This is a genomic window from Salipiger sp. IMCC34102, from assembly GCF_004145405.1.
Taxonomy (GTDB): Bacteria; Pseudomonadota; Alphaproteobacteria; order Rhodobacterales; family Rhodobacteraceae; genus Loktanella.
In genome coordinates, this window is sequence record NZ_SELQ01000003.1 from 130,007 (window position 1) to 155,512 (window position 25,506).

19 protein-coding genes are annotated in these 25,506 nt (G+C 67.5%); 13 read left to right on the forward strand and 6 right to left on the reverse strand.

Annotated elements, in window-relative coordinates:
* The 8 genes from EU805_RS08275 to EU805_RS08310 all read left to right on the forward strand — a co-directional run bounded on the left by EU805_RS08275 (position 1) and on the right by EU805_RS08310 (position 8,376).
* Positions 1 to 945 (forward strand): ABC transporter permease, encoded by a 945-nt coding sequence (locus EU805_RS08275; protein WP_129763501.1) that lies wholly within the window; start codon positions 1 to 3, stop codon positions 943 to 945.
* On the forward strand, positions 938 to 1,882 hold the full coding sequence (locus EU805_RS08280; protein WP_129763502.1) for an iron chelate uptake ABC transporter family permease subunit: 945 nt from the start codon (positions 938 to 940) through the stop codon (positions 1,880 to 1,882). Before EU805_RS08275 ends, EU805_RS08280 begins: the two co-directional genes overlap by 8 nt.
* The gene (locus tag EU805_RS08285) at positions 1,879 to 2,640 is read left to right on the forward strand and encodes an ATP-binding cassette domain-containing protein (RefSeq protein ID WP_129763503.1); all 762 of its coding nucleotides are present in this window, start codon (positions 1,879 to 1,881) and stop codon (positions 2,638 to 2,640) included. Before EU805_RS08280 ends, EU805_RS08285 begins: the two co-directional genes overlap by 4 nt.
* A 357-nt stretch (positions 2,641 to 2,997) precedes the next feature.
* Positions 2,998 to 3,468 carry a hypothetical protein gene (locus tag EU805_RS08290; RefSeq protein WP_129763504.1) on the forward strand — a complete coding sequence of 157 codons (471 nt, stop codon included), beginning with the start codon at positions 2,998 to 3,000 and terminating at the stop codon, positions 3,466 to 3,468.
* Positions 3,469 to 3,480: 12 nt separating this feature from the next.
* Positions 3,481 to 4,743, forward strand: coding sequence for an imelysin family protein (locus tag EU805_RS08295; protein ID WP_129763505.1), 1,263 nt, complete (start codon positions 3,481 to 3,483; stop codon positions 4,741 to 4,743).
* Between the two features lie 56 nt (positions 4,744 to 4,799).
* On the forward strand, positions 4,800 to 6,371 hold the full coding sequence (locus tag EU805_RS08300; RefSeq protein WP_129763506.1) for a di-heme oxidoredictase family protein: 1,572 nt from the start codon (positions 4,800 to 4,802) through the stop codon (positions 6,369 to 6,371).
* On the forward strand, positions 6,368 to 7,312 hold the full coding sequence (locus EU805_RS08305; RefSeq protein ID WP_129763507.1) for an imelysin family protein: 945 nt from the start codon (positions 6,368 to 6,370) through the stop codon (positions 7,310 to 7,312). Before EU805_RS08300 ends, EU805_RS08305 begins: the two co-directional genes overlap by 4 nt.
* A complete protein-coding gene (locus EU805_RS08310) occupies positions 7,312 to 8,376 on the forward strand; it encodes a DUF1513 domain-containing protein (protein WP_129763508.1) in 1,065 nt (354 codons plus the stop codon). Before EU805_RS08305 ends, EU805_RS08310 begins: the two co-directional genes overlap by 1 nt.
* 24 nt (positions 8,377 to 8,400) lie before the next feature.
* Here EU805_RS08310 and glgB read toward each other — a convergent pair whose 3' ends face one another.
* The 6 genes from glgB to EU805_RS08340 form a co-directional block, all read right to left on the reverse strand.
* Entirely contained in the window at positions 8,401 to 10,611 is a 2,211-nt protein-coding gene (gene glgB, locus EU805_RS08315; RefSeq protein ID WP_129763509.1) for a 1,4-alpha-glucan branching protein GlgB, read from the reverse strand.
* Between the two features lie 3 nt (positions 10,612 to 10,614).
* The gene (gene treS / locus EU805_RS08320) at positions 10,615 to 13,902 is read right to left on the reverse strand and encodes a maltose alpha-D-glucosyltransferase (protein WP_129763510.1); all 3,288 of its coding nucleotides are present in this window, start codon (positions 13,900 to 13,902) and stop codon (positions 10,615 to 10,617) included.
* On the reverse strand, positions 13,899 to 15,869 hold the full coding sequence (locus EU805_RS08325; protein WP_129763511.1) for an alpha-1,4-glucan--maltose-1-phosphate maltosyltransferase: 1,971 nt from the start codon (positions 15,867 to 15,869) through the stop codon (positions 13,899 to 13,901). Before EU805_RS08325 ends, treS begins: the two co-directional genes overlap by 4 nt.
* 188 nt (positions 15,870 to 16,057) lie before the next feature.
* Positions 16,058 to 18,223 (reverse strand): xanthine dehydrogenase family protein molybdopterin-binding subunit, encoded by a 2,166-nt coding sequence (locus EU805_RS08330; RefSeq protein WP_129763512.1) that lies wholly within the window; start codon positions 18,221 to 18,223, stop codon positions 16,058 to 16,060.
* A complete protein-coding gene (locus EU805_RS08335) occupies positions 18,220 to 19,230 on the reverse strand; it encodes a xanthine dehydrogenase family protein subunit M (RefSeq protein WP_129763513.1) in 1,011 nt (336 codons plus the stop codon). The genes EU805_RS08330 and EU805_RS08335 overlap by 4 nt, the downstream gene beginning before the upstream one ends.
* Positions 19,230 to 19,859, reverse strand: a complete 630-nt coding sequence (locus EU805_RS08340) for a (2Fe-2S)-binding protein (protein WP_129763514.1) — start codon at positions 19,857 to 19,859, stop codon at positions 19,230 to 19,232. The genes EU805_RS08335 and EU805_RS08340 overlap by 1 nt, the downstream gene beginning before the upstream one ends.
* 267 nt (positions 19,860 to 20,126) lie before the next feature.
* On the opposite strand from EU805_RS08340, the gene EU805_RS08345 reads away from it, so the two are divergent.
* From EU805_RS08345 to EU805_RS08365, 5 genes are all read left to right on the forward strand, one after another.
* Complete coding sequence (locus EU805_RS08345) at positions 20,127 to 21,557, forward strand: amidase (protein ID WP_129763515.1); 1,431 nt, start codon at positions 20,127 to 20,129, stop codon at positions 21,555 to 21,557.
* 73 nt (positions 21,558 to 21,630) lie between these two features.
* Positions 21,631 to 22,710 carry an ABC transporter ATP-binding protein gene (locus EU805_RS08350; RefSeq protein ID WP_129763516.1) on the forward strand — a complete coding sequence of 360 codons (1,080 nt, stop codon included), beginning with the start codon at positions 21,631 to 21,633 and terminating at the stop codon, positions 22,708 to 22,710.
* Positions 22,707 to 23,612, forward strand: coding sequence for an ABC transporter permease (locus EU805_RS08355; protein ID WP_129763517.1), 906 nt, complete (start codon positions 22,707 to 22,709; stop codon positions 23,610 to 23,612). Before EU805_RS08350 ends, EU805_RS08355 begins: the two co-directional genes overlap by 4 nt.
* Positions 23,605 to 24,408, forward strand: coding sequence for an ABC transporter permease (locus tag EU805_RS08360; protein WP_129763518.1), 804 nt, complete (start codon positions 23,605 to 23,607; stop codon positions 24,406 to 24,408). Before EU805_RS08355 ends, EU805_RS08360 begins: the two co-directional genes overlap by 8 nt.
* A 29-nt stretch (positions 24,409 to 24,437) precedes the next feature.
* A complete protein-coding gene (locus EU805_RS08365) occupies positions 24,438 to 25,454 on the forward strand; it encodes an extracellular solute-binding protein (protein ID WP_129763519.1) in 1,017 nt (338 codons plus the stop codon).
* Positions 25,455 to 25,506 lie beyond the last annotated feature (52 nt).

A 25,506-nucleotide genomic window follows, 5' to 3' on the forward strand; every position in this document is an offset into this window, starting at 1 on the left:
GTGACGCGCACGGCTCTCGGCGCCGGTCTGGTGCTTGCCCTGCTGGCCGGGGTGAGCTGCCTGATCGGCGCGGCCAGCCTGACCGGTGATCTGGACGCCAGCCTGCTGATCGCCGTGAGCCGCCTGCCGCGCACGCTGGCTGCCATCTTGGCCGGGGCCGGCCTGGCCCTGGCGGGGGTGGTGGTCCAGCAGGCGGTGCAGAACCGGCTGGTGGAACCCGGGCTGGTCGGCACGCCGGAATCGGCGATGCTGGGGCTACTGGCGGTGACGTTGCTCGCCCCCGGCGCGCCGCTTCTCGTGAAGATGTCCGTGGCCGCCGTAGCGGCCTTGGCGGGCACGTTGGGCTTCCTTGCCCTTGCGCGGCGCGTTCCGCGACAGGACCCGGTTCTGCTGCCCTTGGTCGGGCTGATCTACGGCGGGATCCTCGGCGCGCTCGTCCTTTGGATCGCCTGGACCACGGATCTGGTGCAATACATCGGGGTCTGGCAGTCGGGCGAGTTCTCCGGCGTGCTGCGGGGCCGCTACGAGCTTTTGTGGATCGTCGCCGCCGTCGCCGTCGCGCTGTGGTTCGCCGCCGACCGGATCACCCTTCTGGGACTGGGCGAGGACGCGGCTCGCAGCCTCGGCCTCGATTACCGTCAGACGCTGCTGGGCGGCCTCGTGCTGGTGGCCGTGACCGTCGCGGTGGTGGTCGTGAGCGTGGGGTCCATTCCCTTCGTGGGGCTGGTCGTGCCGAACGTCGTCTCGCGCTGGCGCGGTGACAACCTGCGCCGCAACCTCGGTCTGGTCGCCTGGATGGGTGGCGTTCTGGTGCTGGGCTGCGACATCCTGGGCCGCGTCGTGCGCTGGCCCTACGAGATTCCCGCCGGCACGATCTTCGCGGTCCTAGGCGCGGGGTTGTTCCTGTGGCTCCTTCACGCGGCCCCCCGGCGGTCCCATGGCTGAGCGGCGCCTGCTTCTGCTGGGCGGCACGGTCGTGCTGCTGGCCGCGCTCTTCGCACTTTGGGGGCTGCGCGCGCCCTACGGGTTCATCCTGTCGCTGCGGCTGACCAAGCTCGCGTCGCTGGCCGTGGTCGGTGCCTCGATCGGGGCGGCGACGGTGCTGTTCCAGACGGTCTCGGCCAACCGGCTTCTGACGCCGGGGATCGTAGGCTTCGACGCGCTCTACGTCTTCATCCAGACCGCACTCGTCCTGTCGCTTGGCGGCGTGGGCTACGCGGGCCTGCCGGCGATGGCGCAATTCCTGACCGAAGCCGGCCTGCTGGTGCTGGCGGGCGTGGTCCTTTTCGGGGTCATCCTGCGGCGCGGGGCGGAGGACGTGCTGCGGATGATCCTGACGGGCGTGATCCTCGGCGTGCTGCTGCGGGGGCTGTCGAGCTTCGCGCAACGACTGCTCGATCCGTCGGATTTCGCCATCGTCCAGCAGGCAAGTTTCGCGACCTTCGGGGCGGTGGACCAGACGCAGCTTGCCATCGCGGCGGCCCTTCTCGTCGCGGCCTTCGGCATGGCCCTGCGCATCGCGCCCGCGCTCGACGTGGCGGGCTTGGGTCGGACGACGGCGCGGTCACTGGGGGTCGATCACGACCGGCTGGTGTTGACGTCGCTGTCCCTGGTCGCCTTGCTGGTCGCGATCTCCACCGCGCTGGTGGGGCCCATCACCTTCCTCGGCCTGCTGGCGGCGAGCCTCGCGCACAGCCTGGCGGCCACCCACCGCCACGTGATCCTGATCCCGGCGGCGGCGCTGATCGGGGCGGCGATCCTGATCGCGGGCCAGTTCGTCTTCGAGCGCCTGCTGGGCCTGCAATCGACCCTCGCCGTCGTGGTCGAGTTCGCGGGCGGCCTTCTGTTCCTAATCCTTTTGCTGCGAAAGCCGCGTCGATGATCGAAATCCAGAACCTGACCATCCAGCGGGGCGAGACGACCACGCTCGCCGACGTGACCCTGCGGTTCGGGCAGGGCGGCATCACCGCGCTGATCGGCCCCAATGGTGCGGGCAAGTCGACCCTGCTGCACGCGATGACCGGCCTTCTGCCGCCCGCGCGCGGCACGGTCACGATCGAAGGGCACGACATGGCACGTGCCCGCGCCGCCGACCGGGCCCGCACCGTGGCGCTTCTGACGCAAAGCGAGAACGTCACCGCCCGGCTGAGCGTGCGCGACCTCGTGAGCTTCGGCCGCTGGCCGCACCACCAGGGCCGCCCGGGGGACGCGGACCGCGCCATGATCGAGACGGCGCTCGACCTCTTCGATCTGTCCGATCTGGCGGAGCGTCCGATCGACACGCTTTCCGGCGGGCAGCGCCAACGCGCCTTCGTGGCGATGGCCTACGCGCAGGAGACGCCCTGGATGCTGCTGGACGAGCCGCTGGCGGCGCTCGACCCGCGGCACGCGCGCGACCTGATGGAGCGTCTGCACGCCATGTCCCGTCCCGGCGCACACGCGCGCAGCATCGTGGTGGTGCTTCACGATCTGGGCATGGCGGCGCGCTACGCCGACCGGATCGTGGCGCTGAAGGACGGGCGTCTCGTCACCTCCGGGCCACGGCCCATCGCGTTGACGGGGCGCGTGCTGACGGACCTGTTCGACACCGGCCTCGAGGTCCGGCGCGTGGGCGGGACCGACATCGTGGTGCCGGTCTGACCGATGACCGCCCGTTCGATGTTCGGGGGAGGGGTGGCCATGGTTTCCAGGATTTGCCCTCGCCGCGTCGTCGACGGGCCGCGAAGACCGTCGCAAGATTTAATGGATGCCCCTAAAACACCGTCTTGCCTAATCCGATAGATTTTGTCAGGTTTCGGGCATGACGCAAGCCGCCGCCACGCAGTACTCGAATCATCGCGACCCTGACCGGGGATATGCGCCGCGATCGCCGGTCTGCGGGCAGGGCCTCTTGCAATGCCTCTGCGACGGGTCCGCGGATGGCGAATGGGTGGTGGAGGCGGCCCTCGACCTCGCGAAGGATCGAGGCCGCTCCGATTGGACCTTGGAGGACGACAGATGAGCTTCATGGGCAATATGCCGAACCCCGGCGGCGCCACCGTCGGCGACTTGCGCGGCATGAGTGGCGACGGCGCGCTTGCGATCCTGATGTACCGCGACTGGTTCGACGGAGAGATGGGCCGCGCCCGCGTGGCCGATGTCTTCGTCCAGGCGATCCCGCGGGAGGCTTCGGCGGCGATGTCCAACTGGACCACCCTGATGTCCGAGCTGGTGACCCACGCCCGCCGCCCCCTCGTGCGGCACGGGCTTCAATGCCACTGCGTCGGCGCGGACGAGGCGGTCTTCGCCCAACTTCTGAACCTCGCCTCCCACGGAGAGCGCGAGGAAGCGATGCTGATGCTGTCCCTCTTGATGCCCGCCGACCGCACCCTGTGCGCGCTGCAGGCGGCCGAAAGTTGCGGCTGCACCCTTAGGCGCTGTGCCCTGCGCATGGCCAACACCCCACCCCCCAACGCGAAGATCCACTAGGAGGAATTGACGATGCGATTTTTCACGGCAACCGCGCTTTGTGCGCTCACGGCCACGGCCGCCCACGCGGTCGAGACGGAGGCGGTGCTCGAAACCTACGCCGATATCGCGGCGGCGGCCTACGGTGACAGCCTGAGCACGGCGCAGACGCTGCAGACGGCCGTCAGCGATTTCCTGGCATCCCCTTCGGCGGAAGGTCTGCAAGCGGCGCGCGCCGCCTGGCTTGCCGCACGGGTGCCCTACCAGCAGACCGAGGCCTTCCGTTTCGGCAACGCGATCGTTGACGACTGGGAAGGCCGGGTGAACGCCTGGCCGCTGGACGAGGGTCTGATCGACTACGTCGACGCAAGCGGCACCGCGCCGCTCGAGGCCACGGACGAGAACCCCTCCGCCGGGCTGAACGTGATCGCCAACCCGACCTTCACGCTCTCGGGCGAGGAGATCGACGCGAGCGAGATCACCCCCGCGCTTCTGCAGGACACCCTGCACGAGGCCGGCGGGGCGGAAGCGAACGTCGCCACCGGCTACCACGCCATCGAATTCCTGCTCTGGGGTCAGGATCTTGGCCCGTATGACGCCACCGCCGGCCAGCGTCCCTGGACGGATTACGCAACCGGCGAGGCGTGCACGAACGACAATTGCGACCGGCGTGGGCAGTACCTGCAGGCCGCGACCGACCTGCTGGTGACCGACCTCGAAGAGATGGTGCAGGCGTGGGAGCAGGGTGGCGCGGCACGGACGGCCGTGATGGAGGACGAGGCCGGGGTCGACCGGATCCTGACCGGCATGGGCTCGCTCAGCTACGGCGAACAGGCGGGCGAACGGATGCAGCTTGGCCTGCTTCTCAACGATCCCGAGGAAGAGCATTCGTGCTTCTCAGACAACACCCACTGGGATCACTTCTACGACGCGCTGGGCATCCGGAACGTCTACAACGGCTCCTACGTTGGCGTGGACGGCACCGTGACCTCGGGTGCATCGCTGCACGAACTGCTGACGGAGCAGGATCCGGACGTGGCAGAGGCGCTTTCCGCGGCGCTCGATCACACCCAGTTCGAGATGATGGAACTGGTCGTCACCGCCGAGGCTGGCATGCCCTACGACATGATGCTCGACCCCTCGAACGAGGCGGGCGGGCAGCTGGTGCAGGACGCGATCGACGGCCTCGTGGCCCAGACCCGCGAAATCGAACGCGCCGTGACCGCGCTGGGCGGGTCCCAGATCGCCTTCGAAGGCTCCGACAGCCTCGACAATCCGGACGCCGTGTTCGAATAAGGACCTACGCGCGCCGGGCCCCGCGGTCCGGCGCGAATCCCGCTGGAGCAATCCACATGCGCCACCTTCCTGATGCCCGAACCGGGGCACACGCCTGGCCCCTGGGGGCGGGCGCATTTGCCGTTTTCATGCTCGGCCTCGGCGCCGCCGTGGCGGAGGTCCAGCCGGACGGGCTGGAGCCGCACCTTGCACCGCAGCCCTGGGGCCCGGCTGCTGCCGCGCGCGCCGCCGCCGCCGTGAAGACGCCGGACACCTTCGACGCCCCCCGCGCCTTCGAAGCCAACCCCGCGGGGGCCGCGACCGTGCGCAGGCGCGACAGTCTGCAAGCGTTCAGCCTTCCGCAGGCGAACCTGACTTTCGAGCAGCAGGCCGATTTCGCCGTGGGCAACGGGCTATTCGAGCGGCTTTGGGTCTCGGCCCCCGCCTCGACCATCGCATCCGACGGGTTGGGGCCGATGTTCAACGCGCGCTCCTGCCAGGATTGCCACATCAAGGACGGGCGCGGTCATCCACCCGCGGGACGCGAGGACGATGCCGTCAGCCTTGTCGTGCGGATGGGGCGGCCCCTGTCGGAAGACGCCGACCTGACAGAGCTCGAACGCTACGTAGGCTTTCAGCCGGACCCCGTCTACGGCACGCAATTCTCGGACCTGTCGCTGCCGGGCGTGCCCGCCGAGGGCCGCGTGCGGGTCGACTGGCAGGAGCTTGACCCCGTCACGCTGCCCGGCGATGAAGTCGTCCGCCTGCGGCACCCCCGCTGGTCTCTGGACGATCTGGCCTACGGTCCGCTGCACCCCGATACGGCGATCAGCGCCCGCGTGGCGCCGCAGATGATCGGCCTCGGCCTGGTCGAGGCGATCCGGGCGGAGGACATCCTCGCCCGCGCCGATCCGCAGGACCGCGACGGCGACGGTATCAGCGGGCGGGCGCATATCGTCTGGTCGCCGGAGTACGAGCAGCCGATGCTTGGCCGCTTCGGCGTGCGTGCCACGACACCTACCCTGCGTCAGCAGGCGGCGGACGCCTTTCACAACGACATCGGCATCGCCTCTCCGCTGCATCCCGAAGGGTGGGGCAATTGCACAGAGGCGCAGACCGCCTGCCGCGATGCGCCGCACGGCACCGACGCCGCACAGGGCGGGGCAGAGATCACGGGCGCGGGGCTCGACCTCGTCACGTTCTACAGCGGCACCCTGGCCGTGCCCGCGCGCGAGAACACCGACGATCCGCAGATCGTGCGGGGTCAGGCCCTGTTCCACGAGACGGGCTGCGTGGCCTGTCACACCCCCTCTTACGTGACCCACGACCTGCCGGAGCGCCCGGAGCATGCGTTTCAGCTCATCTGGCCCTACAGTGATTTCCTGCTGCACGACATGGGGCCGGACCTGGCGGACGGGTTGCCCGCCGGGGATGCCAGCGGCGCGGAATGGCGTACGCCGCCGCTGTGGGGGCTGGGTCTGGTGCAGCAGGTTTCCCCCGAGGCGGGGTTCCTGCATGATGGCCGCGCGCGCACCGTGACGGAGGCGATCCTCTGGCACGGGGGCGAGGGGACGCGCGCGCGCGAGGCTTTCGTCACCCTCTCCGCCGATGACCGCGCGGCCCTCACGGCCTTTCTGGAGTCCCTATGATCCGCCTTCTTGCCTTCACCCTCTTCGCGACACCGGCCTTGGCCGATGTCGACGCCATCCTTGATCAGCACGTCCTGCCGCGGGTGGACAGTTTCGCCGCGGCGACCGATCGGCTGGCCGAGGCGCCTTGTGATCCGGCCGCATTGAAGCCGGCCTTCGCCGAGGCGTCTGTCGCCTGGGCCGGCATGTCCCACCTGACGCTCGGCCCGGTCGAGGAGGCTGGACGGGGACGTTCGATCCTCTTCTGGCCCGATCGGCGCGACGCCACGGACCGGGGCCTGCGGCTTCTGACTGCACAAGGGGAGGAGGCATGGACGCCGGAAGCCATCGCCCGCGCTTCCGTCGCCGCCCGGGGCTTGGGCGCGCTGGAACGGCTGATCTTCGAGCGCGCAGCCGAGCCCTGCGCGCTGACCCTCGCCCTGGCCGGCGATCTGGCCTCTACCGCGGCGGCAGTGCAGGCCGGTTGGGACGGAGACTTCGCGGAGCTGATGCGCACTGCAGGTGCGCCCGGGAACACGCGGTTCCTGGCGCCCGAGGAGGTCGAGAGGGCCTTCTATACCGCGCTCGTCTCGGGGCTGGAATTCCTGACCGACCAACGGCTTGGTGCACCGCTCAATACCTTCGACGATCCGCGCCCCGCACGGGCCGAGCTGCGCCGCGCGGGCCTCGCCGCGCCGATGATCGCGACCCAGATCGCCGCGCTTCAAGAGCTGGCGGCGCTGCTTGCACCCGCGCCGGAGACGCAAGCCAGTCTGGCGCGGGCGTTGGAGCAGGCGCGCGGGATCGAGGATCCGACTCTCGCAGGCGTGGCCGATCCGTCGCAACGCGCCTCGATCGAGGCGCTGCAGACGACGCTGGGCGCAGCAAGGCGGCAGGTCGACGCGGAAATCGGTGGCATCCTGGGCATCTCGGCCGGTTTCAACGCACTGGACGGCGATTGATGCGCAACCGGCGGGATTTTCTGCGCACGATGGGTGCCGCGCTCACCACCTGTGCCGTGCCGACGCTCAGCTGGGCCGAGGTCGGCGGACCCGTGCTGCTCTCCGCCGCCCGCGACGGGGACGGGCAGTTCGCGCTTTACGGTCTGGATGCGGGGATGGAGACGACTTTCCGCATCGCGTTGCCGGGGCGCGGCCACGCGGCGGCGGCCCATCCGACGCTGGCCCATGCCGTGGCATTCGCCCGCAGACCGGGAACCTTCGCCCTGGTGCTCGATTGCGGCACCGGCGTCGTCCGCCACCGGCTGGAGTCGCCGGAGGGCCGCCATTTCTACGGCCACGGTGCCTTTCTCGAAGACGGCGCGGTTCTGGTGACGACCGAAAACAGCATCGAGGACGGCGAAGGCCGGTTGGGCTTCTGGGACGCGGGCGACGGCTATCGCCGGATGGGCGATGTCGCGTCCGGCGGGATCGGCCCGCACGAGGTGGTGCGCCTGCCCGGAACGCAGATCCTCGCCGTGGCCAACGGCGGCATCCGGACGCATCCCGACCGGGGCCGCGAGAAGCTGAACCTCGACACCATGCGCCCGAACCTCAGCTACGTCGACGGCGGCGAGATCGTCGCACAGGCCGAAATGCCGACAGAGCTGCGGCAGGCTTCGTTACGGCACCTGTCGGCGCGAACCGACGGCACCGTGGCCGCGGCATTGCAATGGCAGGGGGCGCCAGAACGCGTGGTGCCGTTGCTGGCGATACACATTCGGGGAGAGGCGTTGCAATTCCGATCGGCGGACGATGCCGCGCAGCGCAGCATGGAGGGCTACGCGGGCTCTGTGGCCTGGTCGGGGGACGGCAGCCGCGTTGCCATCACCTCGCCCCGCGGCGGGGTGGCGCATATCTACGGCGGCGACGCGGATCCGGAGATCCTGCACCGGGCCGACATCTGCGGCGTGGCCCCGTTCGGCAAAGGGTTCGCCTTCACCGACGGCCTGGGCGGCGCGCTGACGCCCAAGGGCGCGCGCCGCCATCCCGTTGCCTGGGACAACCATTTGGTTCCGATCGGCTGAAGGCGCGCCCGGGGCGCGCGCACCTCAGTCTTCGGGAACCAGGAAGATCGTGCCCAAGGGTGGCAGGGTCAGCGACACGGAGGCCGGGAAGCCGTGCAAGCTGTCGTCCGAGGCCGTGACCGATCCGCCATTGCCCGCGCCCGAACCGCCGTAGTCGGCGGCGTCGGTGTTCAGACGCTCGCGCCACTTACCAGCTTGCGGCACGCCGATGCGGTAGCCTTCCCGCACGACCGGGGCCATATTGCTGACGACGACGACGGGTTTCGAGCCGTCCTCGCCCTTGCGGACGAAGGAGAAGACGTTGTTCTCCGTATCGCCGCCTTCGATCCAGTCGAAGCCTTCGGGGCTGCAGTCGCGCTGGTAGAGACCCGGTTCGGCCCGGTAGAGCGCGTTGAGATCGCGCACCAGCTTGCGCACGCCGTCGTGCATGGGATCGTCCAGCAGGTGCCAGTCGAGGGAACGGTCGTGGTTCCACTCGCGGTCCTGTCCGAACTCCTGGCCCATGAACAGAAGTTTCTTGCCGGGATGACCCCACATGAACCCGTAGTAGGCGCGCAGGTTCGCGAACTGCTGCCAGCGGTCGCCGGGCATCTTGTTCAGCATCGACCCCTTGCCGTGCACGACCTCGTCGTGGCTGATCGGGAGGACGAAATTCTCGGAGAAGGCATAGACCAGACCGAAGGTCATCTGGTGATGGTGATACTTCCGGTGGATCGGATCCTCGCTCATGTAGCGAAGCGTGTCGTTCATCCAGCCCATGTTCCACTTGAAGTCGAACCCCAGGCCACCTTCGTCCACCGGGCGGGACACGCCCGGCCAGGCCGTGCTTTCCTCGGCGATGGTCATGGACTGGGGGGCGTAGGCGCTGGTCGTTTCGTTCACGCCCTTGAGGAACTCGATGGCGTCCAGGTTCTCTCGCCCGCCGTAGCGGTTCGGGACCCATTCACCGTCCTTGCGCGAGTAATCGAGATAGAGCATTGAGGCCACCGCATCCACGCGCAGGGCGTCGACGTGCAACTCTTTCAGCCAATAGGTCGCCGAGGCACGCAGGAAGTTCGCGACCTCGCGTCGGCCGAAGTTGTAGATCAGCGTGTTCCAATCCTGGTGGAAGCCCTGCCGCGGGTCGGCGTGTTCGTAAAGGGCGGTGCCGTCGAACTGGCCCAGCCCGTGGGCATCGGTGGGAAAATGCGCGGGCACCCAGTCGACGATCACGCCGATGCCCGCGTTGTGCAAGCGGTCGACCATGCCCGCGAACTCCTCGGGCGTGCCGAAGCGCGAGGTGGGCGCGAACAGCCCCACCGGCTGGTAGCCCCAGGAGCCGGAGAACGGATGCTCCCCGATGGGCAGGAACTCAACGTGGGTGAACCCCATCTCGATGACGTAGGCGATCAGCGCTTCGGCCATCTCGGCATAGCCCAGCATGGTGTCGCCGTCACCGCGCCGCCAGCTGCCGGGATGGACCTCGTAAATCGCGATCGGCTCGACGCGCTGGTCCCGGGCCTGGGCCTCGAACCAGCCGTCGTCGGACCATTCGTAGCGCAGCATGCCGTGCACGATCGAGGCGGTCTCGGGCGGCACTTCCGCGCGGAACCCGACCGGGTCGGTCTTGAGCGGTTGCAGATGGCCGTAGGCGCCGACGATCTCGTACTTGTAGACTTCGCCGCGCGCGATGCCGGGCAGGAAGATCTCCCAAACGCCGGAGGCCCCGCGCCGGCGCATCGGGTAGCGCCGCCCGTCCCAGGCATTGAACGGACCCACCACCGAGACGCGGCGCGCGTTGGGGGCCCAGACGGCGAAAGCCGTGCCTTCGACGCCTTCGTGGATGACGGTATGCGCGCCCAGCTTGGTATAAAGCTCCTCGTGGCGGCCTTCACCCAAAAGGTATTCGTCCATCTCGCCCAGCCAGGGGCCGAAGGCGTAGGGATCGATCTGCTCCCAGTCGTGGCCCATCGCGTTGCGTAGTTTCAGCCGGTAGGCGAAGGGCTTGCGCTTGGATGGCAGGGCCGCGTGGAAGAAGCCCTCGTCGTCGATCCGGTCCAGATCCGCCACCGCCTTTCCCTTGGCGTCGCAGAGCGTCACCTCGGTGGCGTCGGGGGCGAAGACGTTGATGCAAAGCGGATGACCGTCGGCCTGCCGCAGGCCCAGGATGCGGAACGGATCACCGTTCTGTCCGCGCAGGATAGCCTCTATCTCGGAGGCGGGCGGGGCCGTGTCGGGGTATGTTACAGCACTCATGGCTCAGCTCTCCTCTACCAGCGACAGAAGTCCGCGCAGGGGTATTTCGATCCAGTCCGGGCGCATCGACATCTCGTAGCCCACTTCGTAGGCGGCTTTCTGGATCACGAAGAGATCCAGCAGGGCTGTCTCGAACGCGGCATCCGACGGATGCACGGATGCCCCTTCCATCGTCGCGCGATAGGATGCGAGGAAACTGCCCGCGGTCGCCTCGCGCCAGCCGTCAATCCCGTCGAGGGTCTGCTGCGGATCGGCGCCTAGGTCGATCCGGCGGCGTGCCACGGTCCACAGCGCATAGTCGAAGCTGCGCAGCATCCCCGCGATGTCGCGCAGGGGCGAGGTCTTCGCGGTCCGCTCCGACAGGCTGCGCGTGGGCTCTCCCTCGAAGTCGATGATGCGCACGTCGGTCTGCACCACAAGGACCTGGCCCAGGTGATAATCGCCGTGGATCCGCGCAAGCCCGCCCGAAGGTGTCGCGGACTTCAGGCCAGACACACGATCAAGCAGCGCCTGACGCCGTTCCAGCAACCGGTCGGCCAGCGCGCGACCCGTCTCACCAAGCCCGTCGCGCTGCCCTTGCAGGCGGTCGAGCACGCCGGTCACTTCGCCCATCACCTCGTCGACCATGCGGTCGAGGTCGGACTTTTCGAGCGCCCGGGTTCCGAAGGCACCGTCGTCCGCACCGCTCGACAGGGCACGGTGCAACTCGGCCGTGCGCCGACCAAGCACCTCGCCCAGGTCGAGCGGGCCGCCCATGACGGTCTCGGCCTCGCCTTCGCTGGTGTCGGCGCTCGTCTCCAGCCGTTCCATGTCGCGGTCGAGCGCATCGATCACGTAGGTCCAGGCATCGCCTTGGTTGCGCACGAATTCGGACGCGGCCCCCAAAGTGGTGACCTCACCTTCCGCATCGACCCAGTCGATGGTGCCCAAAAGGGGCGGCGTCGCCTCGAAATCGGTCTGTTCGGTCAGGAACCGCGCGACTTCGATATCGGGTTGAACACCCTTCTGCAGACGGCGGTAAAGCTTAAGGATCAACTTGTCAGAAAACGCGATGGAGGCGTTGGACTGCTCCGACGACAAAAGCCGGGGCTCGTCCGCTTCCGCCGCGGTCTCGTCCAGCCGGTCGGTGCGGGTGAAGACGATACGGCCCTCGGGGCCTGCGTCCATCTCCGCGCCGTCGCGCAGGCGCGTCAGAAGCGCGTTGGCCAGATCCTCGTCCACGACGCCGTCGAGGATCGCACCGACGCGGTTCGCCTGGCGCAGCTTGGCCAGCGTGGCCGGCAGGCGCGGGCCCATGGTCAGGTTGTCCTCGCCCCAGGCGGCGGAGAGCGGCAGGAAATACTGTTGGTCGGCCTTGTCGGTGGTCACGTCGACGACCGACAAAAGATGCGTGCCGTCGATTTCGGCCAGGCGGCGCAGTTTCGTGCCGGTGATCCGGTCTTCCTTGGCGGCGAACCAGCGTTGCAGCGGCAGGTAGTCGCGCAGCGTCTGGGTTTCGAAGTCGCTCGCGGACTTGTCGTCCATCGCCCCGGAGATGGTCCCCGAACGGGTGGTCAGCGTGATGAAGTCCGGCAGCATCTGCGCGTAGGGCGAATGCCAGCCGGGGGCTTCCTGCGCGTCGGCCAGAAGGAACCAGTAGAAACCATAGGCGGGCATCGTCAGAAGGTAAGGCAACTCTCCCACGGGGGGGAACGGAGACTGGCCCATGAGTTCGATCGGCACGCGGCCTTCGTAGGCGGACAGGTCCAGTTCGGCCGCCTGCGCCTGACGCGACAGGTTCGCCACGCAAAGGACGACCTGGTCGCCGTGACGGCGGATGTAGGCCAGCACCTTGCGGTTGCGGGGGTAGAGCAGGTCGACCTCGCCGCGGCCGAAGACGTCGTGGCGCTGGCGCACCGCGATCATCCGCTTCATCCAGTTCAACTGCGAGGACGGCGCGCTTTGCTGCGCTTCGACGTTGACCGCGTCATACCCGTAGACGGGGTCCTGGATCGTCGGCAGGTAGAGCCGCTGCGGATCGGCGCGGCTGAAGCCCGCGTTGCGGTCGCCCGACCATTGCATCGGCGTGCGCACGCCGTCGCGGTCGCCCAGGTAGTAGTTGTCGCCCATGCCGATGTCGTCGCCGTAGTAGACCACCGGCGTGCCGGGCATCGTGAACAGCAACGAGTTCAACAGTTCGATCTTGCGCCGGTCGTTCTGCAACAGCGGCGCCAGGCGTCGACGGATGCCCATGTTGATCCGCGCCCGCCGGTCGGAGGCGTAAAAGTCCCACAGGTAATCGCGCTCGCGGTCGGTGACCATTTCCAGCGTCAGCTCGTCGTGGTTGCGCAGGAAGATCGCCCATTGGCAGCCCTCGGGGATCTCGGGCGTCTGGCGGATGATGTCGGTGATCGGGTAGCGATCCTCCTGCGCCACGGCCATGTACATCCGCGGCATCAGCGGGAAGTGGAAGCCCATGTGGCACTCGTCGCCATCGCCGAAGTAGGGGCGGGTGTCCTCGGGCCACTGGTTCGCCTCGGCCAAAAGCATTTTGCCTTCGTAATGCGCGTCGAGGTCGGCGCGGATCTTCTTGAGGATGTCGTGGGTCTCGGGGAGGTTCTCGTTGTTGGTCCCGTCGCGCTCCACGAGGTAGGGGATCGCATCGAGCCGCAGCCCGTCCACCCCGGTGTCGAGCCAGAAGTGCATCACGTCCAGCACCTCGCGCAGCACTTCGGGATTGTCGAAGTTCAGATCCGGCTGGTGGTCGAAGAACCGGTGCCAGTAGAATTGTTCGGCCACCGGGTCCCAGGACCAGTTGCTGTCGTGGGTGTCGTTGAAGATCACCCGCGTCTTGTCCATCCACTTGGCCGGATCGTCGGACCAGACGTAGTAGTCGCGCTCGGGGCTCCCTTTCGGCGCGCGGCGGGCCGCCTGGAACCAGTCGTGCTGATCGCTGGTATGGTTGATCACCAGTTCGGTGATGACCTTGAGCCCGCGGCGGTGCGCCTCGTCCACGAAACCCTGGAAGTCCTCCATCGTCCCGTAGTTGGGGTTGATCGCCTTGTATTCCGCGATGTCATAGCCGTCGTCGCGTTGCGGTGACGGATAGAACGGCAGAAGCCAGATCGCCGTGGCGCCCAGTTCCTGCACGTGGTCGAGCCGTTGCATGAGGCCCGCGAAATCGCCGATCCCGTCGCCGTTGCTGTCCTGGAAGGCCTTCACGTGGATCTGGTAGATCACCGCGTCCTTGTACCAATCGGGCTGCTCCTCGGCCGGGTTGGCAGCGAGAAGGTCCTTGTCAACGATGGTCATGCAGCGCCTCCCGGCGGAAAGAGTTTCCAGATTGCGTATGGACGGCTTTGCGGATCGAGCGTCAAGCCGTGGTTCTTGCCGTGCCATGTGAAGCGGTTGCCGTGAATCGCGTCCTCGACCTCGATCGAGCCTTCGTCGGGCAGGCCGAACCGCCAGAGCGGCACCTCGAACTGCACGTCCGCTCCGCCGAACGGGTCCAGAAGGACATGGAACAACAGGTAGTTGCGGTTCACCTCGTCGAAACGGCCGTAGTAGAGCACCCGGTCATCGTAGGCGGGGAAGAACTCCAGGTTCAGGAAATCCTTCATCGCCGGGTTCTCGCGGCGGATACGGTTGATGAGGCGCACGTCGTCCTTGATGTGGCCGGGCGCGTCCAGATCGCGCGACTTTATCTCGTACTTCTCGCTGTCGAGGTATTCGTCCTTCGGCGGCAGCCGGTCGGCCTCGCAGAACTCGAACCCCTGGTAGAGACCCCAGTTGCCCGAAAGCGACGCCGCCAGCACCGCGCGGGTGCGAAAGCCGGGCCGTCCGCTGTCGTGGTTGAAGTAGGGATTGATGTCGGGCGTGTTGGTAAAGAAGTTCGGCCGCATGAAGTGACGGCATTCCTCGGTCGTGAGTTCCGTCAGGTACTCGGTCAACTCTTCCTTGGTGTTGCGCCAGGTGTAGTAGGTATAGCTCTGGTTATAGCCCAGTTTGCCCAGGCGCTTCATCAGCTTGGGCCGGGTGAAGGCCTCCGACAGGAAGATCGCCTCCGGGCAGGTGCGGCGCACCTCTGCGATGATCCACTCCCAGAACGGAAAAGGCTTCGTGTGCGGGTTGTCTACGCGGAAGATGGTCACGCCGTGGTCGATCCAGAACAGGAACAAGTCGCGGATCGCGGCCCAGAACGGCGCGTTGGGCGTGCCGTCGGCGTTGTAGTACTTGAAATTGACGATGTCCTCGTACTTCTTCGGCGGGTTCTCGGCGAACTTGATGGTGCCGTCGGGGCGCCGTTCGAACCAGTCGGGATGTTGCTTGATCCACGGATGGTCGGGGGAGGAATTGAGCGCGATGTCGAGCGCGATCTCCAGCCCCTTGTCCCCGGCGGCCGCGACCAATGCGTCGAAGTCGTCCAGCGTGCCCAGTTCGGGATGCACCGCATCCATGCCGCCCTCGGGAGAGCCGATGGCATAAGGTGAGCCGACATCCCCCGGTCCGGCGGTCAGGGAGTTGTTCTTGCCCTTGCGGTTGGTCGTGCCGATGGGGTGGATCGGAGGAAAGTAGAGCACGTCGAAACCGAGGTCGGCCACGTAATCGAGCTTGCCGATCACGTCGCGGAACGTGCCGTGCTGGCCGTCCGCGCCCTGCGAGCGGGGGAAGAGTTCGTACCAGGCAGAGAAAGCGGCGCGCTCGCGGTCGACCCAGACGGGCACCTGTTCCGACCGGGTCAGGTTCGCGCGCGGACCATGGAGCGCCATGAATCCCGCCGTCTCCTCGGACAGAAGCGTGGCCGCGTCACCGGACTTCGCGGCCTTCACCAGCGCCTTGTGGGTCTTGGCCTGGCCGCGGGGCGGGGTCATCTCGCCCAGGATCTGCTGGGCCTCCTGCATTTCGACGCCGACATCCTGGCCTGCGTCGATCTTCTTGCCGGTGTCGCGTGCCCAGGTCCCCCAGACGTCACGCCATCCCAGGACGGTGAAGAACGCAGGCCCGGTGTCGGAGAAGACGATCTCGGTCCCCCAGCGGTCGTTGGTGATCTTGCGCATCGCGACGATCTCGCCGCTGGGCAGTCCCACGCCGGCCGCATACATCTCGTGACCGTCGCCGAAGACGTCCGCCGTCAGGGTAAGAGGCCAACCGACCACGGCCTTGGCGGCGAAACGTCCACCGTCGATCTGGGGATCGATCGCCTCGATCGCAACGCGGCGGCTTGCCAGCTCTTCCAGCCCGGGCGCGCCCGTGGCGCCGGTCTTGCGTTCCAAGTTCATGAAATGCCCCCAGTTCGATACGTTTCTGCCGCCGCATGCGGCATATCTTGCAGCTCAAACGCTCAGAGGGCGGGGCAGTTCCGAGCCGGCTGCGTCATTGTGTCAAGTATTCGGCGACGAGACCGATTTCCGGCGGGCGCGATGAAAAACGGGGCACCGCGCAAACCGGTGCCCCGCATGCTGCGTCCTCAGGCCTGCGGCAGCAGGTCCTCGACGTGGATCGGGGTATGGCGCACCCGCGTTCCGGTCGCGTGGTAAACCGCGTTGGCAATGGCCGCGGCGGTGCCGACGATGCCGATCTCGCCGATACCCTTCACGCCGGCGGGGTTCACCTTCGTGTCGGTTTCGGGCACCAGGATCGCCTCCAGTTCCTGGACGTCGGCGTTCGTGGGCACGAGGTATTCCGCGATGTTGGCGTTCACGATCTTGCCGTTGCGCGGATCGACCTCCGTCTTTTCGAGCAGCGCATGCCCGATCCCCCAGATCATCCCGCCCAGGTACTGCGACCGGGCGGTCTGTTCGTTCATGATTCGACCCGCCGCGAAGGCCCCGATCAGGCGGGGCACGCGGATCTCGCGGGTGTACTTGTGCACCCGGACTTCCGCGAACTGTGCGCCGAAGGCAAAGGCGGTGTAGTCCTCTTCCGCTCCGCCCACGATGGCGACCTTGCCGTTGTAGAGCGTCTTGGCCTGCTGTCGGCTGGCGGCCGGCGGGATCCATTCTGCGTATTCCTCGATCGCGCGCTGGCCGAAGGCTTCGAAAGCCGCGGTGGGATCCATGGTCTCGGCGGTGGTGCCCATCCGGTCGTGGATCTGCGCCACGGCCATTTCGATCGCGCTGACGTTGGACGCGGTCGAGATCGACCCGCCCGCGATGGTGCCGGGCGGCAGGCGCGAGTCGCCCAGCTCGACCTTAACGGAGTCGACCGGGATGCCCAGCGCCAGGGCCGTGGCCTGGGCGATGACGGTATAGGCGCCCGTGCCGACGTCGTGGCTGGCCACCCAGACGCGGGCCTGGCCGGTCGCATCGAAATGGATGCGCACGGCGCAGGGGCCCATCTGCGTGGGGTAGGTGGCCGTCGCACAGCCCCAGCCGACCAGCCAGTCGCCTTCGGTGCGCGCGCCCACGGTCTGCTCGTAGTCCGACCAGCCGAAGCGTTCGGCGGCGGCGTCGTAGCACTCCATCAACGACCGGGAGGTGAAGGGCACGCCGTTCACCGGCTCCGCGTCGATGTCGTTGATCCGGCGCAGTTCCACCGGGTCCATGCTCAGCTTCCATGCCAACTCGTCGACGCCGGATTCCAGCGCGAAGAAGTAAGGCGCCTCCGGCGGGGCGCGCATGAAGCCGGGGGTCTGGCGGTCGGCGTGAATGCAGGTGACCCCGGTGCGCACCGCGTCGGCATGATACATCCGGGCGGTGTTCTCGCCCCCGTTCACCACGTAGGTGTCCGCGCGCGAGCTGATCTCGCGGCCCTGGTGCTCGAACCCGGTGAAGCGCCCGTCGGCCGTGGCGCCCAGGCGAAAGTCCTGCTCGGTCTCGGCCCGGTAGGAGGCCGTGGTGAACCCCTGTTCGCGGGTGACGTAGAGTTTCACGGGACGTCCCTGGTCGCGCGCCGCGGCGGCGACCATCGCGGTCCAGGTGAAGAGCGAGCCCTTGCCGCCGAACCCGCCGCCCACGTAAGGCGAGACGACGCGCACCCGGGCCGCGTCGATGCCAAGCTCCTCCGCGATGCCGGCGGCGAAGCCTTCGACCCACTGGCTGGGCACGTAGACCGTCAACTCGTCGCCCGCCCATTGCGCGGTGGTGGAGAACAGTTCCATCGCGTTGTGGGTGTTGGCGTAAGTGGTGTAGGTCTCCTCGACCCTTTGCGAGGAAGCCTCCATGGCCTGCTCGATGTCCCCCATGGAAAGACCGCGATCGGGCAGGTCCTCGGGCTCCAGCCCGCTGGCCCCGAAGACGGCCGCCGGGTCCTGCTCTTCGTATTGCACCCGCATGGAGCGGGCCGCCTCGCGCGCGCCGATCAGCGTGTCGGCGACCACGAGGCCCACGATCTCTCCGTTGAAGCGCACGTCGGCACTCTCGAAGGGACGCCAGCTTTGCTGTGCGCGACCGCCCGCGCCGAAGAAGTCGGCGGCGTCGACGGGCAGGGGATTGGCGTGGGAATAGACTGCCCGGACGCCGGGCACGGCGCGCGCGGCACTGTCGTCGATGGACGTGACGCGTCCCAGGCCCACGGTCGAGGTGACGAGTTCGGCGTAAAGCGGCGTGCCCACCGAAAAGTCGGCGGCGTAGTTCGCGGACCCGGTGACCTTCAGCTTGCCGTCGATGCGGTGAACGGGGTTTCCGATGCTCATTGCGTGCCCTCCCGGGTCAAGGCGGCGGCCTCCATGAGGCCCCGAAGAATGGTTTGCTGGCCGAGCGGGATCTTGAAGTCGTTGTGACCCCAGCCGCGGGCATCCGCGAAGGCGATGCGGCCGGCCTCGAGGCCGGTTTCCTCGGTCAGGGTCTTGCCGGCGAGGTAGTCCTCCGCCGCGCGGGCGCGCCAGGGCACCGTTGCCACGCCGCCCAGACCGATGCGCGCCTCGCGGATCGTGTCCTCCTCCATATCGAGTGCCACGGCGGCCGAGGCCACGGCGAAGGCGTAGCTCTCGCGGTCGCGGACCTTGGTGTAGACCGACCGCCAGGCCCAGTCGGGAAGGTCAATGAGGTATCCCGTGATGAGATCGGCGTCACCCAGCGTCGTCTCGACCGCGGGGGTGTCGCCGGGCAGGGTGTGCAGATCCTCGAAGGCGATGGTGCGGTCCCCCTCGGGGCCGGTGACCTCGACCTGCGTGTCGAAGAGGATGAGCGCGTTGGCCCAGTCGCCCGCGTAGGTCGCGATGCAGTCCTCCGACGTGCCCAGCACCGCAAGCAAGCGGTTTACGCCTTCGGTCGCGGCACAACCGGAGCCGGGCTCGCGCTTGTTGCAGGCGCTCGCCACGTCGCGGAAGTAGGGGCAGCGGGTGCGTTGCAGCACGTTGCCGCCCAATGTGGCCACGTTGCGCAACTGCGGCGAGGCCGCTTTCCACAGCGCGTCCGACAGGGCCGGCGCGCGGTCGCGGAAGGCGGGGTGTTCGGCGGCGGCTGCCATCGTGGTGCCTGCGCCGACGTAGAGCGCGCCATCGCGCTCCTCGATCCCCGCGGGCAGCAGGGTCTTCACGTCCGTCAGGCTGTCGGGGGTCAGCACGTGCAGTTTCATCAGGTCGAGCACGGTGGTGCCACCGGCGAGGAAGGCACCGCCCTGGCCGGCGGCGCTCATGGGGTCGACCATTCCGACCGCGGCTTGGGCGCTGGCGGGTTTTTGATAGGCGAAGGATTTCATCAGCCGGCCTCCTCGACCTGGTCGCGGGCCTGTTCGACGGCGGCAACGATACCCTTGTAGGCCCCGCAGCGGCACAGGTTGCCGCTCATGTACTCGCGGATCTCGGGGGCGCTGCCCGCGTGGCCTTCGCGCACGCAGCCGATGGCCGACATGATCTGGCCGGGGGTGCAATAGCCGCACTGGAACCCGTCGTTGTCGATGAAGGCCTGCTGCATCGGGTGCAACTCGCCTTCGTCCGAGATGCCCTCGATCGTGGTGACCTCCGACCCCTCCAGCGTCGCCATCAGCGTGAGGCAGGAGTTCACCCGCGCGCCGTCGATCAGAACGGTGCAGGCGCCGCACTGGGCGTGGTTGCAACCGACCTTGGTGCCCGTCAGGTCCAGATCCTCGCGCAGGTAGTCGAGCAGGGTGGTCCGCGCATCGAGCGTCGCCGTCTGCGTCTTGCCGTTGATCGAGAAGGACACGGTCGGCGTCGTGCTGCCGGTCGCCTGTGCGTCCGCCTGCGCCTGGGCCGCGCCTCCGGCGAAGTTGCCCAAAGCCGCCGCGCCGGAGGCCACGGAGCCTTGCAGCAGGCCGCGTCGGGACACGCGCGGTCCCTCTCGGTTGGTTCCGCCCGGTGTCTTGGCCATGCCGCTATCCCCTAAATTGTCACGTGAAAGTCGGGGTGTAATTTCATTGCGCGCAATCGGGTTCCGAGCTTTTTCGCATGTGAATCGGTCGAAGTCCGATGTTTTGCAGGTCCGGGGCCTGCAGGGGTGGCGGTTCGCCCGCGCGAAGCGACAAACCGTCGCAACCGGGCCGAGGCGGGAGGGGGGCGGTCCCGGCGCGCGGCGAACTTCGGCTTGGCAATCGCGCCCCTCGCCCCCAATGATCGCCCCGACATGAAGGAGACGCCCATGATCGACACCTTTCGGGATCACGATGCCATCGGCCTTGCGGAACTGGTGGCCGGCGGTCAGGTGAGCCCCACGGAACTGCTCGACACGGCACTCGCGCGCGCCCGGGCGGTGAACCCCGCGGTCAACGCGGTGGTGAACGACGCGACCTCAGTCGCCCGCGCCCGCATCAGCGCAGGTCTGCCGGATGGACCGTTGAGGGGCGTGCCGTTCCTGCTGAAGGACTTGGGCTGCGAGGCGGTAGACTACCCCTGTCACATCGGCTCCCGGCTGTTTCGCGACACGCGGTTCGCGCGGAATTCCGCGATCTTCGACCGGTTGTCGGGGGCCGGGCTGGTGCCGTTTGCGCGCACCACCGCGCCCGAGATGGGGATCGGCACCGCGACCGAGGCGGCCGTCTACGGCGGGCCGACCCGCAACCCATGGAGCCTGGATCACACGCCTGGCGGCTCCTCGGGCGGGGCGGCGGCGGCGGTCGCGGCGGGGATCGTGCCGGCGGCCCATGGCTCCGACGGGGGCGGGTCGGTCCGGGTGCCGGCCTCGAACTGCGGGCTGTTCGGGTTCAAGGCAACGCGGGCGCGCTTGCCGGACGGTCCTTACGCGGGCGAAGGTTGGGCGGGCATGGCGATCGAAGGGTTCCTGACCCGCAGCGTGCGGGACACGGCACTTCTGACGGATATCTGCGCAGGGGCCGACCTTGGCGCGCCCTACGCGGCCCCGCCTATGCCGTCGAGCTTCATGCAGGCCATCGACACCCCTGTCGCGCCGCTCAGGATCGCGCTGTGCGATACGACCTTCACCGGAGAGGACATCGACCCTGTCTGCCGGGCCGCGGTGCAGGACGCGGCCCGCCTGCTGGAAGACATGGGTCATCACGTTGTCCCCGCGCGGCCTGCAAAGGCCGATACGCAGGCCATGATGTCCGCCTGGACCGACATCGTCGCCTGCGGCACCGCAGAGGCGGTTCTGCGCAAGCTGGGCAGTCTGGGCCGCGGGCTTTTGCCGGACGACGTGGAGGGCGTCACCCGTGGTGCGCTGGCGCACGCCGCCACGATCAGTGGGGCGGATTACATCGCCTGTATCGACACGATCCATGCCTACGGTCGGCAGATGGCGGATTTCTTCCAGGATTACGACATCCTGCTGACGCCCACGCTGGCGGAACCGCCTGCCCGGATCGGGCGCCTCGATCACGCGACGGAGGATTACGTGGGCTACCGGATGGAACAGGTCTTCCCCTATTCGCCCTTCGCCGCCGCCTTCAACGCCAGCGGGCAGCCTGCCGCCTCGGTCCCGCTCTACTGGAGCGAGGCCGGCCTTCCCATCGGCATCCACCTCGCCGCGCGGTTCGGCGAGGATACGCGACTGATGGCGCTTTGCGCAGATCTCGAACGGGCTCGCCCATGGTTTCATCGCACGCCCCGGATCTAGGGGCGCGAACACGGTATCCCTTGCAATCGCCACGATTTCTCGCTCTCCTCGACGGGCAATCGAGAGGTACGCGATGAGCGACGAAAACGCCGTCGAAGCGCGCGCGGCGCGCAAGATCTACGGTCAGGGGGCAGGGGCCGTCACCGCGCTCGACGGGGTCTCGCTTCTGATCCGGAAGGGCGAGTTCTTTACCTTGCTGGGCCCGTCGGGCTGCGGCAAGACCACGCTGCTCAAGCTGATTGCGGGGTTCGAAAGCCCGACCGAAGGGCAGATCCTGCTCGACGGAACCGACATCACCTACGACCCGCCCAACCGGCGTCCCGTGAACACGGTCTTTCAGTCCTACGCGCTGTTTCCGCACCTCACCGTCGCCGATAACATCGGTTTCGGCCTGCGGATGCAGGGCCGGCCCAAGCGGGAGGTGGCGGACACGGTCGCGCGGATGTTGGCGCTGGTGCGGCTCGAGGCGATGGCCGATCGCAAGCCGGGGCAACTCTCGGGCGGGCAGCAGCAGCGCGTGGCGCTGGCCCGGGCGCTGGCGCCCAGCCCCAAGGTGCTGCTGCTGGACGAGCCGCTGTCCGCGCTGGATCTACAGTTGCGCAAGGAGATGCAGGTCGAGCTGAAGCGCCTGCAGGTCGAAACCGGGATCACCTTCGTCTTCGTGACCCACGACCAGGAAGAGGCGCTGACCATGTCCGACCGGATCGGCGTGATGCAGGCGGGACGGCTCCTGCAGGTGGGCGATCCGCGCGCGATCTACACCCGGCCCGCGAACCGCTTCGTCGCCTCCTTCATCGGGGAGTCGAACTTCCTGACCGGAACGCGCGACGGGGACACGCTGGCGCTGGGCGCCGGGCCCCGCCTGACCGCCACGGCGATGGACGGCGCGCCAGCCTCCGGCCCCGTCACCGCGGCGATCAGGCCCGAACAGGTGCGCATCGTGCAAGGCGGCGGCGAGGGGATTCCGGCCACCGTCGTACGCTCGGTCTATTTCGGAACCGACACCCATGCCGTCGTGGCGCTGACCGACGGGACGGAGATCACGGTGCGGATGCAAAGCCCCGCCTCGGGCGATGCCGGCCTCGCACCGGGGCAGGAGGTTCGACTGACCTTCGAGCCGGGCGCGCTCATCGTCCTGCCGGAGGTCGCATGAGCGGCGATCCCCAGCAGGCTGCCGCCGCCCGCCGTGGCTGGCTTTTGTCCGCCCCGGCGCTGCTGCTTCTGGCGGTGGGAGCCACGGGGCCGCTTGCGATCATGCTGGTCTATTCCTTCCTGGAGCCCGGCGATTACGGCAACGTCGAATGGGCGCTGTCGTTCGAGGCCTGGTTCAACGTCATCCTGAACCGCGATATCTTCGACGGCACGCTCAGCTTTGCGGATGCGCATCTGTCGATCTTCTGGCGTTCCGCCAAGCTCGCGCTGCTGACGACGCTGTTTGCCTTCGTCGTGGGCTTTCCCACCGCCTGGTTCATCGCGACCCGCAACGCGGGCGCGCGGACGGCGCTGCTGTTCCTGATCACGATCCCCTTCTGGACCAACCTGCTGATCCGCACCTTCGCGATCAACCAGATCATCCGCAACGAGGGGTTCCTGAACACCTTCCTTTTGTGGATCGGCGCGATCGATCAGCCGATCGTGATGCTCTACACGGATTTCGCGGTCTTTCTGGGCATGACCTACGTCTACCTGCCGCTGATGGTGCTGCCGCTCTTTGCCGCCATCGACCGGTTCGACATGGCGCTGCTGCAGGCAGGCTACGATCTTTACGCCAGCCGCTGGCAGATCCTGCGCCACGTGATCGTCCCGGTGGTCAAGCCGGGGATCATCGCGGGCTCGATCCTGGTGTTCATCCCCGCGCTCGGCGCCTACGTGACGCCGCGCATCCTGGGCGGGGGACGCAACATGATGATCGGCAACTTCATCGAGCTGCAGTTCGGCCAAGGGCGCAACTGGCCCCTGGGCGCTGCTTTGTCCGTGGTGCTGCTGGTGCTGGTGAGTGCCGCATTGATCGTCTACACGCGGTTCGCCACCGGCGGGGACAAACCCCATGGCTGATCGCAGCTTCTCGATCTCGCGCCTGCCTGGGTTCGGCACGATCGCCGTGGCGGTCTTCGTCATGCTCTACGCACCCATCGCCATGCTGGTGATCTTCTCGTTCAACGCGGGCGACAGCGTGGCGATCTGGGAGGGTTTCTCCCTGCGCTGGTATCCGGAGGCCTGGGCCAACGAGGCGGTCAAGGATGCCACCTGGCGGTCGCTGCAAATCGCGACCTGCGCCTCGATCCTGGCGACGACCGTGGCCACGATGGCGGCCCTGGGCACCACGCGCCGGCGTGCGACGCGCGGGCAAAGCTTCGTCTATCTGATGATCAACCAGCCCCTGATGGTGCCGGAGATCGTGACCGCCGTGGCTTTGCTCATCTTCTTTTCCTCGATCAAGGTGGCAACGGGCTACCAGGGGCTGGGGTATCTCATCGTGGCGCACGCGGCCTTCTGCACGCCCTTCGCCTACCTGCCGATCCGCGCCCGTCTGGAGGGCATGGACCTTAGCCTCGAGACGGCGAGTGCCGATCTCTATGCCAGCCGCTGGCAGACCTTCCGCCACGTGACACTGCCGCTCGTCCTGCCGGGTGCCGTGGCGGGGCTGATGCTGGCCTTCGTGACCTCTCTCGATGACGTGGTCATCACGCTCTTTGTGAAATCCGCCGGGCAGGATACGCTGCCGACCTACATGCTGGCCCAGATCCGCCGGTCCGTCAGCGCCGAGGTCAACGCGATCTCGACCCTGCTGCTGTTGCTGACCGTGGTCCTGCTGACCGCCTTCTTTCTGCTCACCCGCAAGCGCACCTGATCCAACCAGATACAACAAGGGAGACGACCATGAAAACGCTACTGAGCACGACCTTCATCCTGACGGCCGGCGCACTGTCCGCGCAGGAGCTGCAGCTTTACAACTGGGGCGACTACACCAGCCCCGAGCTGATCGAGAAGTTCGAGGCCGAGACCGGCATCGAGGTCACGCTGACCGACTACGATTCCAACGACACGGCCCTGGCCAAGGTCGAAGCGGGCGGTCACGGCTTCGACCTCGTGGTGCCGTCGGCCAACTACATCCCGATCTGGCGCGAGAAGGGCCTGATTCAGGAATTCGACCTCTCGCGCCTGCCCAGCCACGACAACATCGCCGACGAATGGGTGGACGTGCCCTTCGATCCCGGCCGGCTCTACTCGATCCCCTGGCAGATCGGCGCGACCGGAATCGCCGTGAACTCCGACGCCTACGAAGGCGACATCAACACCAGCGCGATCTTCCTAGACCCGCCCGAGGAACTGGTCGGCAAGCTCAACGTCACGCCGGAGATGAACGACATCATGTCGCTCGCCCTGTGGTATGTCGGCGGCGAGCCCTGCACCGAGGACACCGAGATGCTGCGCGCCGCCCGTGACGTGCTGATCGCGGCCAAGCCCGCCTGGCAGTCGATGGACTACGGCATGTCCGAAAAGCTGGCGGCCAACGACACGATGGCTTCGGTCTACTGGAACGGCGCGGTCTTCCGCGCGGCACTGGAAAACGACAAAGTGCAGTTCGGTTATCCGCAGGAAGGCTTCCCGTTGTTCATGGATTCGATCGCGCTGCTGTCGGATGCCCAGAACATGAACGAGGCCTATACCTTCCTCGAGTTCATCCTGCAGCCCGAGAACGCCGCGCTGATTTCGCAGTACGCCCGCTATGCCAACGGCATCGAAGGGTCCGAGGAGTTCATGGACGAGGTCATGAAGAACTCCCCCATGGTCAACATCCCCGCCGAATATGCCGAGGCCGGTGAATTCCTGCCGACCTGCTCGGCGGAATCGCTGTCCTATTACACGGCGATCTGGACGGAACTTCAAAAGTGATGAAAACGGCCACCGGGGCAGGGTGCCCCGGTGGCCGCATCTGGGCCGGCTC